8 protein-coding genes and 2 pseudogenes are annotated in these 11,551 nt (G+C 55.2%); 6 read left to right on the forward strand and 4 right to left on the reverse strand.

The window, feature by feature from the left end; translation table 11 throughout:
* Positions 1-82: 82 nt before the first annotated feature.
* Together EOB36_RS21735 and EOB36_RS21740 are read right to left on the reverse strand one after the other, a co-directional pair.
* A complete protein-coding gene (locus EOB36_RS21735) occupies positions 83-1,228 on the reverse strand; it encodes a M20 family metallopeptidase (protein WP_127316348.1) in 1,146 nt (381 codons plus the stop codon).
* Between the two features lie 38 nt (positions 1,229-1,266).
* Positions 1,267-2,460 carry an aminotransferase class V-fold PLP-dependent enzyme gene (locus EOB36_RS21740; RefSeq protein ID WP_128285661.1) on the reverse strand — a complete coding sequence of 398 codons (1,194 nt, stop codon included), beginning with the start codon at positions 2,458-2,460 and terminating at the stop codon, positions 1,267-1,269.
* 281 nt (positions 2,461-2,741) lie between these two features.
* On the opposite strand from EOB36_RS21740, the gene EOB36_RS21745 reads away from it, so the two are divergent.
* The 6 genes from EOB36_RS21745 (at position 2,742) to EOB36_RS21770 (ending at position 10,417) form a co-directional block, all read left to right on the forward strand.
* Positions 2,742-3,203, forward strand: a complete 462-nt coding sequence (locus EOB36_RS21745; protein WP_126057703.1) for an Lrp/AsnC family transcriptional regulator — start codon at positions 2,742-2,744, stop codon at positions 3,201-3,203.
* Positions 3,204-4,021: 818 nt separating this feature from the next.
* A complete protein-coding gene (locus EOB36_RS21750) occupies positions 4,022-5,416 on the forward strand; it encodes an MmgE/PrpD family protein (protein ID WP_128285662.1) in 1,395 nt (464 codons plus the stop codon).
* Positions 5,417-5,468: 52 nt separating this feature from the next.
* Entirely contained in the window at positions 5,469-6,863 is a 1,395-nt protein-coding gene (locus EOB36_RS21755; RefSeq protein ID WP_127316346.1) for an MmgE/PrpD family protein, read from the forward strand.
* 559 nt (positions 6,864-7,422) lie between these two features.
* Positions 7,423-8,286: a hypothetical protein gene (locus EOB36_RS21760; protein ID WP_128285663.1), complete on the forward strand. Its 864-nt coding sequence runs from the start codon at positions 7,423-7,425 to the stop codon at positions 8,284-8,286.
* Positions 8,283-9,350, forward strand: a complete 1,068-nt coding sequence (locus EOB36_RS21765) for a serine/threonine-protein kinase (RefSeq protein WP_128285664.1) — start codon at positions 8,283-8,285, stop codon at positions 9,348-9,350. The genes EOB36_RS21760 and EOB36_RS21765 overlap by 4 nt, the downstream gene beginning before the upstream one ends.
* Positions 9,347-10,417 carry a serine/threonine-protein kinase gene (locus EOB36_RS21770; RefSeq protein WP_127316343.1) on the forward strand — a complete coding sequence of 357 codons (1,071 nt, stop codon included), beginning with the start codon at positions 9,347-9,349 and terminating at the stop codon, positions 10,415-10,417. Before EOB36_RS21765 ends, EOB36_RS21770 begins: the two co-directional genes overlap by 4 nt.
* Before the next feature lie 171 nt (positions 10,418-10,588).
* Here the strand turns inward: EOB36_RS21770 and EOB36_RS21775 are convergent.
* Together EOB36_RS21775 and EOB36_RS35300 are read right to left on the reverse strand one after the other, a co-directional pair.
* Positions 10,589-11,143 (reverse strand): annotated as a pseudogene (locus EOB36_RS21775) (ATP-binding protein); the annotation flags it as partial.
* Positions 11,140-11,424 (reverse strand): annotated as a pseudogene (locus tag EOB36_RS35300) (IS21 family transposase); the annotation flags it as partial. The pseudogenes EOB36_RS21775 and EOB36_RS35300, both read right to left, overlap by 4 nt.
* Positions 11,425-11,551: the final 127 nt, after the last annotated feature.

Here is an 11,551-nt window from a genome sequence, read left to right on the forward strand (position 1 = left end):
TGAAAGTCTGGCGTAAGGCACGTGGTCCCGCGAAGCCGAGTCATCGCGGGATCCTATTCTTGCGTAATTGTGCCAGTGGTCGCTAGTAGGTAAGCATGATCTTTTGGTAGATGTCGACCGCTTTGGCCAACTGATCAATCTCCACGTACTCATTGGCAGTATGGGCCTGATCAATACTCCCGGGTCCAAGAATGACGCAGGGAATACCTCCCAACGACAATTGACTCGCATCCGTCCCATATGGAACTCCGCGGTGCTGGCCCGTTCCGGCAACTTCAGCACAGGCCTTTGCCGCCACCGCGGCGATCTTTGTGGCTTCCGCACTCGGGGGAGCTGGATCTTCCAGAGCGGGTAGCAGCGAGCGCACCTTGATCTTATCGGGACCCTGGCGAAGGCCTTCCAGGATGTTTTCAACCTCCTGTAGCGCGTCCGCCGGTCGCTCTCCCGGTATGAGCCGCCGGTCGATCCACACCCGGCAGGATGGCGGCACCGTCGCCAATTCCGCACCCCCTTCGATGAGCGTGATCGTAAGGGTCGGGGGGCTGACCAGGGGGTGCACGCGTTGGGACAAAGTCTCATTAATCTTGTCGAGCGCCAAGATAACCTTGGCCATTCCTGTGATCGCGTTCACTCCGAGATGGGGCTTGGAGCTGTGAGCGGGCACACCCTCGACTTCAACCTGCCAGCGGACCGATCCTTTATGTGCAACGACAAGCTCCAAGTCAGTGGGCTCACCGACCACTGCGGCCTCGTAGGATACACCTGATTGAGCGATTTTTCGCGCTCCCTTCTTCCGGTATTCTTCGTCGACGCTTGCGCCTAGGACAATCGTGTATCGTGGCTTACGGTCCCCCAGGGTGCTCAGAGCCATGAGCATTGCCGCGAGCGGGCCCTTATCGTCACAACTTCCTCGCCCATAAATCCGACCATCCCGTTCGTCCGGCGAAAAAGGATCTGCCTCCCAATTATCAACCGGCACCGTGTCCATGTGGGATATGAACAGGACACGCTTATCGGGCTCCTGCCCAGGAACCCAGGTGAAGAAATTGGCGCGGCCGTCGGTGACCTCCTGATATTCAAAGGGCAGATTTCGCTCTCGGCAGAAGGCCTCAAGGAACTCAGCGACCTTTTGTTCACCGCTTCCCTTTGCCGACGCTGAAGGGTTGATGCTCTCAATCTTTATGAGTTGTTTGAGAAGCTCAACCGTTTGTGTGCTGATGGACGACATGAATACTCCTATCCCTCCTTGAGAATGCAAGCTTGCGGCTATGCCAGCCAGTTCTTTGCCAGGCCGACAACTCGGTCAGCCTCGTCTGCTGTGTTGTATAAATGTAGCGAGAAGCGCAGCATTCCCCGGCGTACTGAGGCGATCACCTGGTTTTTCAATAAATGCTCGTTCAGCGACTGAATGCGGCTATCGGCTTTTCCCGAACCAGGTGCTGGATCTCCGAGAGCAACAATACTTCCGGTGTGATCCCCTGGCGTTCCGCCGCAGACGGGGAGCCCGAGGTCTAGGAGGCCCGACGCTAGTCGCCTTGCAACCGATGTAACGCTTTGTTCAATGGCGGGCGTGCCGATTTCCATCAGCTGTCCGATGGATGCGTGGACCGCTATGACGCCGGGAAAATTGAAATGGCCGATTTCAAAACGGGGCGCGCCGGCGCGCAATTTTACCGAATCGAATATTGGAGCCGACTCTGGTGCGTCCCCCAAATCGACGCTAAAGCGGGCGAGGTAGGCAGGACTTAGGCGATCCGCCCATTCCCGGCGGCAATATAGAAATCCCAACCCATAGAGGCCCATCAACCCCTTGTAAGATGATGCGACCAAACCGTCGACGCCAAGCAGTCTGACATCGGTATGGAGGATGCCAACCGATTGGGAGGCGTCGGCCAAAAGAAAGGCGCCAAGACGCTTGCAAGCCTCGGCTATCGGCTCCATCACTGTCTTGAAGCCTGGCACCATTGTGACAGTCGATACTGTAACGACACGGGTGCGCGAGTCGATTTGATCGATAGTAGCGTCGCACGGGATTGCGCCGTTATCAGATTCTACAATCCGCAGCTCAACTCCGTGCTTGTCCCTGAGTTGCAGCCAAGGAAGGATATTGTTTGCGTGCTCCACTTGTCGGCACAGGACAACGTTGTCTCCCGGCTTCCAAGCAATCGCGTTTCCGATTATGTTAATGCCTTCCGATGCATTCTTCGTAACAGCGATTTCGTCCTTGTCGGCCCCAATAAATTGAGCAAATCTGGAGCGTGTTTGCTCGACAAGCTGCATCATTCCTTCTTCGTCATTCAAGCCGTTTAGTCGATTATCAAGGTGCTGATCCATGGACGTGCGGGTGGTTCTGGATATGAGCCCCTGATTTGCAACATCCATATAAATGGCGCTTTGGGTGGCTGGGAATTCCTGCCGGAGGACGTCCAAAGGAAGAAAATGGCTTGTCATGCTCGTCATCAGATCCGTGTTCGTGGGTAAAGAGCGCAAAACCTACTCGGGACGCCCATTTCTGCAGTTGTAAGCAACGAAATGCCTTGATTGAGAAGCCGTCGAGCTACCTTGCGGGCGATCATACCATTCGGCCGAACTTAAAAGGACAAGAGGTTCACCACCGGGAGGCAAATGCCTTTCGCTGATCGGATCATTTTATGGCTTGATCCTTGTGGAACTCAGGCTAATATCGTGTGAGCCAAGCAGTTTTTCTGCGCAAACCTCTCCTTTTTTGCAGTGATCGTGAAATGGACCTGGATCGAGTTGATCGCAAGCTTCTCAACGCAGTGCAGCGCGACAATCGCCTGACGACGGCTGAACTGGGCGAACTTGCGGGCCTTTCTGCGACCGCTTGTCAGCGGCGACTGAAGCGACTGCGTGATGAAGGTGTGATCGAGGCTGACGTTGCCATAGTCTCGCCACAAGCCGTGGGTCGTCCCATGCTCATGCTGGCGTCGATCAGTCTCGAGCGTGAGCGGGTAGATATCATTGATCGGTTCAAGCAGGCGGTTCGGCGCACGCCTGAGATCATGAGTGCGTATTATGTGACGGGTGAAGCCGATTTCGTTCTCTTGATCTCTGTCCAAGACATGGCCGAGTATGAGGCATTTACCCGCCGATTTTTTCATGAGTCCGATATCAAAGCAGTCAAGACGATGGTCGTAATGGATCGGATCAAGGCGTCATTGGCTCTGCCTATTGAAGAATAAGGGCAGTATGCGTCCTCATCCATTTTTACGCCGGCACTTTGCGGTCTTAAGCGCATCAACTTGGTAGCCATCGCTGTTGGTCCGGAGATATGCGAATTTAGGGCGGCTACGCGTCTTTATCTCGACGCCCTCATCAGCCTGACCGCAATCTCGCCTGTGGGCCGCTGCATCGATGACTCCGCTTTTGTCGGCTACACTTGTAGGCTTTCGAACTGCGCCGGGATCAGTGCCCCACCTGCGAACATCGTCCGGGGCGATGGCCCGCAATCGGTTGTCTCCGCTGCCGATCAGCGCTGGTGCCGCCTGCTTGAGAACTGCATCAGCATGATGTTGGCCGGGGTCCACCACCACGTATTCGCGGCTGTGAGACGTCCCTATTGATCTTCCTTGAGCCGCGGGTGCTCAGAACAAAACATGCAAACGCTGAGCACTAGCAATGCCGGGGTAGCCCGACGAAATCATTGGATGAACGCTGCGCTTTTGGCCATGCCCCTGCAGCAAGGTCGCGTATCTTCTTGGGGCAGCACTAGGCGCACTTGGAACGAAAAGCCGGGTGTCCGCTGGCGTTCGGCAATCTTCTACACCTCAGTAATCCGGGTTGCGCGCGACACGGTAGAAAAACGCAGCTTTCCTGCTCGAAACAGGCATGATTTATGCAAATCGCGTCCTTATCGGCCCTACATCTAAACAGCGCTGACTGCTTCGGCTTTGTTGTGGGGATGGATCGACACGAGATCGTCTCTCATCTGCCAGTGTCGAGGCCGCCGATCGACGGCTCGCGCTAGGGCTCTCGATCCAGATCGCTTGGAGGTATGGCAATGGACGTTACAACGCAACTCATTAGGCATGTTCTCAATTCCAATCTGGAGGCGATACCTGAGCAAGCGATAGAACGTGCGAAGCTTTCAATCCTTGACACAATCGCGTGCGCCATTGGCGGATCGAATGATACTATCGCCCGCTTCTCTCGCGACTTGGGCGCGTTGTCTGGCGGCAGGCCAGAATGTACGGTTTGGATCTCCGGTGAGAAGCTGCCCGCCAGCTTGGCGGCCCTGGTCAATGCGACGACGGCCAGAGCCCTTGATTTTGATGAGACATATGAGCTCTGTATCAACGGTTGCCACGCAAGCGCCTATGACGTGCCGCCGGCGTTAGCACTCGCCGAACGCGACCCTTCCATTACCGGGAGCGAATTGCTCTGCGCAGTCGCGACGGCCATCGATTTGCACGTGCGCCTTGCCCGCAGCGTCACGACCAACGCCATAGAAACAGGACGCGACAATATGGTCGCGGTCTGGGGCGCATCCGCAGTCAGTGCCAAGTTGCTGAGGCTTGATGAAGAAAAAACCCGCAATGCGTTCGGGATCGCTTACGCGCACGCTGCTGGAGAATTGCAAATGTACGAAGAGGCTGCTCACACAGTCTCGCTGCAGCAGGGGTTGCGGGCACGTGCTGGACTGGAGTCAGCACTATCAGCAATGGTGGGCTTCAACGGACCGCGGGATCCGTTCTTTGGGAGGTACGGCTTTTACAAGGCCTTCGAACCCGCCTACGATCTTGATTTGCTTATGGACAAACTCGGGAATGAGTATGTGAACGCTTCCATCAGCTTCAAGCCGTGGCCTGCCTGTAAATGCGTACATCCTGCGATCGACGGCCTTCTGCAATTGCGGCAGAGGTACAAATTTACTGGCGAGGATATTGTCTCAATCGAGCTCGGATTGAATCGTCTCGCTGAGGATTTTGTAGTCCAGCCACGCGATCAAAAATGGGATCCGAAGGATCCAGTCGTAGCGCGTTTCAGCCTGCCGTACGCCACAGCTGTCGCGGCCCAGCGCGGCGAAGTTGCAATTCGCGATTTCCTTCCTGATGCGCTTGGGGATCAGGCCGTTCGCCGGATCATGGCGCTCACTAAAATTGAAGTTGATCCGGAGATCGAACGCACGCACGGCCTTTATTCCAATTCGCCGGTGACGGTCAAAGTGAGGCTAAAAGGCGGAGCGGAGCATTTCATCCGAGTCGACAAGGCATTCGGACACCCGGAAAATCCCGCTTCGCTCGCTGATGGTGTGCGGAAATTAAAAGCTTGTGCGGAAATGTCCATGGTCCCGTTTTCCGAGAAACAACTCGGATCGATCGGCGACTTCATCAACCACCTCGATAAGCAGCCCACGTTGGCACCGCTATTCGAGCTGTTAGTGGGCGGCAGGTAGTTCCGGCGAATCTAATCACTGAGACGAGCTGATATCGAAATAGGCAATCCTTATGAACTCGAATGTTAACGGTGCTGCCTCTCTGTCTATGGCGATAGGAAGGTTTGTCAGCGGTCTGGAATTTGGCGCGCTGTCGCCAACCGATCTTACTACTCTGAAATTCGGGATCATGGACTGCTTGGCCTGCGTAATTGCGGGTGCAAGGGAGCCGGTAACCCGAATGGTGCTGGACACCATAGTGCCCGGAGCCGGTGAGGATAAAAAAGCAACAGTTCTTGCTCATTCCGTTCAAAGCTCCGCGCTCGGCGCGGCCCTCGCCAACGGTGTAATGGCACACGCTTGCGATTTCGACGACGTAAGCGACCCGATGTGCGGGCACCCTACTGCGCCCGCACTGCCGGCGATTTTGGCGGCTGGTGAACTGACAGATCGTTCGGGCCGAGATGTCCTTCTCGCATATGCCGCTGCCATTGAAGTGATGACAAAGCTCGGCCGTGCTTCTGGTTACGAGCTTTATCAGTCCGGTTGGCACGCCACCGCAGCACTCGGCGTGTTTGGCGCTGCCGCCGGAGCCGCGAAGATACTCGGACTCGACGCTGAACATACAGCTACCGCCATCGGCATTGCCGCCTCCCGTGTAGCCGGTATTCGTGCGAATATCGGCTCGATGGTAAAGCCAATGCATTGCGGTTTTGCAGCGAGGGACGGCCTTGAGGCGGCGCTTTTAGCTGCGGCAGGGGCCACCGCAAGTCCCAATGCGCTCGAAGGCACAAACGGCTTTCTTAACACGTACATATCGCAGGGCGGGCGTTCCACCGACGTCGCTTCGCTCCTCGGCAATCCATTTGATATCCGAGAGCCAGGTATTGTTTTCAAAAAGTATCCCTCCTGCCTCGATACCCATTCGGCCATCGATGCTATTCTCGAATTACGCAATCGCCATAACATCCAACCTGAACACGTAAGGTCCATTCGATGCGTGCTTGCTCCGGGAGTGGGTGGTGACCTGGCGTACCATGCCCCTCAAGCGCCTATGGAGGGCAAGTTCAGTATGGAGTTTTGTTCCGCGGTTGCGCTGGCTCGGGGGCGCGTATCTCTCGCCGAATTCTCTCAAGAAGTAGTCGATGATCCAGTCATCCAGCGGCTGATCAACATTTCAAACATCGACTTCGATCCCGAACTAACCAGCCCCAACCCGAGAAGCTTCTGCGCTGCCGCCCGGGTTGAAATCTCGCTTGAGGACGGGCGGGTGATAGATAAGACGGTGCAATACATGCGCGGCCATCCGGAGAACCCGATGGCGGGGGATGAGTTTGTGTCCAAGTTCGAGGACTGCGCAAGATCCGTGCTGAGTCCCGCCAACACCGCCCGCGCGCTTGCGGCGATTGAGCAGATGGACCGGTTATCGGATTTAAGAGTTCTCATGTCAGCTCTCGTCGCAGACTGAAGACCTACGTACTCCGTGGGCCGGGCAAAGCGGCGAAATCGAACCGCGCATTGAGCGGAATTCCTCAAACGATTTCAGTATTTTGGATGACCATCCGCCACGTATCGCATTCTTCAGTTGTGTACCTCATGCGCGCGCATCTGTGTCCCGCAAAGACGGCAATATGTCAGCGCATTTGAGTGTCAGTCATCCAAATGCTCGCCCTAGGAAAGTCACCAATCCGGCCGACGTCCCTTTGGTGCGCGGATTCCAGCTCAAAAAGTCACTGCCCCGCGCGGTTACAGTTGTAGGGCGCCGTCCTTGTGGGATACTAGCTACGAGAAATGGAATCCCGCGCCAAATTGGAGCAGTTGTGAGAACGGGACTGATAGAACGCATAGAGTTCTTCCTGTCGAGAGAGCTCCCCGGAAGAAGTACGCAATCAAGTGCTGGCTTAGCTATAGGCACGCTACAAGGGCCTGTTCGCCAAGATAATCAAGACCGTGCAGCCGTAGCGACAGTCTCAATGCCATCTGGTCAGAAATTTCTTATCGCTCTTGTTTGCGATGGAATGGGGGGGATGGCTGCAGGAGGGGAGGCAGCGGCGTGCGCCGCGAGCAATTTCATCGGCCAGTTCGCCACGGCCTCGCGGCACCCTATCGAAAAAAAGCTTTATGAGGCGGTCTCTGCGGCGAATCTCGAGGTCTACCGGCGCTTTAGAGGCAGTGGGGGGACCACCCTTACTGCCATCGTAGCGACCGGCACGAGAGACGCCTGGGCGGTTCATGTGGGAGACAGTCGCCTCTATGAATGCAGCGGATCTGACGGGCTTAGCTTGATCACCCGAGATGATACGATTGGAGGACAGTTGCGCCCTCCTAGCGGTGCCAATGAAGACATTCTCGACAATAGACTACTTCAGTTTGTCGGCATTGGCGCAACTATCGAACCACATGTTTTTCGCCTCCCAAATGGCATGAGGTCGACCTATCTTTTGACATCTGATGGCGCACACAGCATCGGAAGAAAGACACTCGACGGGATAGCAAAGCACTCTCTCAGTCCCACTGAACTCGTTCGCAAAGTCATATATGTGGCAGAAGCTATTGGCGTTGAGGACAACTCTACAGCAGTCTCGATAGTGGGTTCTGAGGTTGGCTGGACGCCTAAGTTTGGTGAAGGGGTCGAACTGACGCTTTGGGGGCAAAGCGATAAGCTTGAGATATGGTTGGATGGCCCCCAAACACCCGCGTCGTCGGGGTTAGAGTTGCCCATAGACAAACCCCCGGCAACGATAGCTCCAAAGCAGAAGAAAACCCCACGTGTCCGGCAGAAGCCGAACAAAAAAGCCGAAAGCAACATTGCTAAAACTAAGGATGAAGAAGTAATTGCTAAGCCTCAGCTTAACATTGAATTCGGAAGCCAGGATAGCGAAGAATCATGATCAATCTTCCAAGTCGCTACGCCGTGGTGATACAGACTTTGTCGGGCGGGGGAATGTCAGACACGTTGGTCTGTCGCGATGAGAATCTCCAGCGTAAGGTGGTCGTCAAGTCGCTAAAGGCTGGTATCGAAAAGCACCGGTTAATGGACGAACTGTCAGCACTAGCAGACATACGGTCGAAATATGTGGTGCAGGTCTTAGACGTTTTGAGAGACGGGTCCGATATAGTCGGATTTGTGGAGGAATTCATTGAAGGATCTCCGTTGAAGCCCCTCGATCCCGCAACAAGCGAATCGAAAGCTCTTGGACTCCTTTATTCGATTATCTCCGGGATCAATGACATCCATTTAGCTAACCGCGTTCATCGAGATATCAAACCGGATAACATGAAGATCGATAATTCCGGGGTGTTGAAGATATTCGATTTTGGATTAGCCAAAATGAAGGCAGACGCAAAGACAAAACAGTTGTATTACACTCAGTTTTATACTGCCCCTGAGGTTTTTAAACTGGATAAAAACGGAAATCATAACTTTACTGCCTCAGTTGACGTTTTCGCATTTGGTGCAACCGCTCTGTGGCTTTTCAACGGGGGCAACCTTCCTGCAGAACTTGGTTTTACGCCTCCAACTGTCCCGGCGGTCCCAACGAATTTCGATAACATACCGTTGAAGCTTTCTGTTGGTACCACCGTGCTGCTCAACCGCTGCCTCAGTAGTAATCCATCTTCTAGACCGTCCGCAGCCGACCTAAAAACAGCGCTTCGAAAGCAGTTGCTCTACGGGAAGCATCGCATGCTTCTCACACATAACGGAACGGATCATGTGGTGGATGGTGCCAAGAAACAGGTGAAATTAAGCTCTGGATCGGACGCGGTTACGATAAGTTATAACGGGTTAGATTTTGTAGTCACTGCGTTCTCGGGTCATGTGCGCCATAACAATAAACAGATGATGATGGGGTACGTTCTGCAAGGATCATCTGTCATTGTACTGGGCGATCCTTCACTGCGTGGGCGAACGTCGATTACTGCGGACATATCCCATCCGGAGGTCATGAATTGAAGGGGCCGATTTCAACAGGTACGCCACCGCTGGCAGAGCGCTATGTACCCAAGCATTGGATTGGTGCAGGGGGAATGCAGCACGTTTATGTCGCTTTCGACATTCTGTTTGAGCGAGATGTTGCGTTGAAGACACCGAAAGACGACGCTGGGGTGAAGCGATTTAAGCAGTCGGCTGTAGTCAGTGCGCGGGTCAATCATCAAAACGTAGCAAAGACACTTGATTACTTTGAGGAAGGCGGCAGGCCGTATCTTGTAGAGGAGTTGATTCCAGATACCGACCTATTTGCTGTGATGGCTGGCAATCTTCCGTATTTGCCCCCTTCTACTTGTGCTCGTGTTTTGCATCAATTAGCGAAAGGTCTGGCCGCTTCGCATGCGGCTGACGTGGTCCATCGCGATTTGAAGCCTAGCAACATCATGGTCGTTGGAGGTGCATTGTTTCACGACGTGAAAATCACAGACTTTGGTATTGCTAAGATGGCTGAGGAGGAGATCGGGCAATGGGCGGAGGTCGGCGGCGCAACATCCTCGAAGACTGTTCTCGGCGCCATACCGTATATGTCACCAGAGGCGATCAATGATTTCAGGGTGGCGAAGAAATCCTCCGACGTGTGGGCGATTGCGGCCATAATCTACGAGCTTCTTTCTGGCGAGTTACCCTTTGGAACTGGCCTGAAATCAATTCCGAAGATTGTTGATGCCGTTCCGCCCAAAAAACCTAGCCTGTTAAACGGTGCACAGTTCAAGACACTTGGCGGTCAGCTGTATGACATCATTCTGCAGTGCTTAGATAAGGACATTACCAAACGCCCAACAGCGGAGCAGCTAGTTGGGCTCTGCGAAGTTCTGTGTTACGGAACGACAACCTATAGCTTTGGCACGGTGAGCCAAATACCGGGCGTAACGGGTCGCATCTTAGATGAGAAAGGTTCCGTCTTGATGTGGCACCCAAAATGCTTTTACGGGTCGGGGTCGGTGAGTGTCGGCTCGCGGGTGTGGTTTGGGCGCGATTCCGGTCAGCCCTGGGATCGGGCTTTTCCGATTGTTAAGGCACTATTTTCGTAGCTTTCCTGGTTTTCCCAATCGTCGATGGCACGTTGGTAGTGTTGTCTAGCCAATTGGCTGTCGCATCAGACGGATCAGCTCCGTATGGCATTATCGCAGTATCAGAAGAGGAGAAGGCAGAGGTAGCCCGCTATTGTCTTTCGCAACCCGCCTGCTGGTACAGAGTAACCATTCGGCCTGGTCCTTGGTGACATAGGCGAGGTCGTCGAGGATCAGCAGGTGGAAGCGGTCGGTTCGGTTGATGGCGGCTTCGAGGCCGAGTTCGCGGCGCGCGACCTGAAGCTTCTAGACGAGATCAGTGGTGCGGGTGAACATGACCCGCCAGCCGTTCTCGATAAGGGCGAGGCCGATGGCCGAGGCGAGATGGCTCTTTCCGCCACCGGGCGGGCCGAACAGAAGCAGGTTCGCTCCCTTCTCGAGCCAGCTGTCGCCGGCGGTGATCGCCATCACCTGCGCCTTTGAGATCATCGGCACCGCCTCGAACTCGAAAGCATCGAGGGTCTTTCCCGGCAGCAGGCGGGCTTCGGCGAGATGCCGCTCAATGCGGCGTCGATCGCGTTCGGCCAGTTCGTGCTTGGTGATCGCGGCGAGAAAGCGGGCGGCGTGCCAACCTTCCTTGTCGGCCTGTTCGGCGAACTGGGGCCACATGACCTTGATGGCCGGCAGGCGCAGCTCGTTGAGGAGCAGGCTCAGCCTTGCGGCATCGACGGCGTTGTTGGTCTTCATGCCGCGTCTCCCGTCAGGCTGGCCCCGACCAGGGCTTCATAGGCGTTGAGCGGAGCAAGGCGCACGACGACATTCGGCAGCCGGGACGGATCGGGCGCGAACCGTTCCCGCAAGGCCGCCATGTCGGGCAATCGGCGCGCCTGCAGCGATGCGTCCAGCTGATCGGCCAGTTACCTCTCGCAGCCGCGCTCGTGCGCAATGGCGAGAAGATCCACCATGATGCGGCAGGCCTGCCGCTCCGGCAGCCGATCCATGAGCATGTCGAAGGTTCGCCGATAGGCCGTAAGCGCCAAGCTGACCCCATCTGGCGCGGTTTGAGGTGATGAGCGAGAGATAGTGACACTGAAGGAGCCGAGGAGCTTGCAGTGTCAATTTCTATGTCTGCGCCTATGCCTGATGATAGGAGCT

Source organism: Mesorhizobium sp. M6A.T.Cr.TU.017.01.1.1 (assembly GCF_004023115.1).
GTDB lineage: Bacteria > Pseudomonadota > Alphaproteobacteria > Rhizobiales > Rhizobiaceae > Mesorhizobium > Mesorhizobium mediterraneum.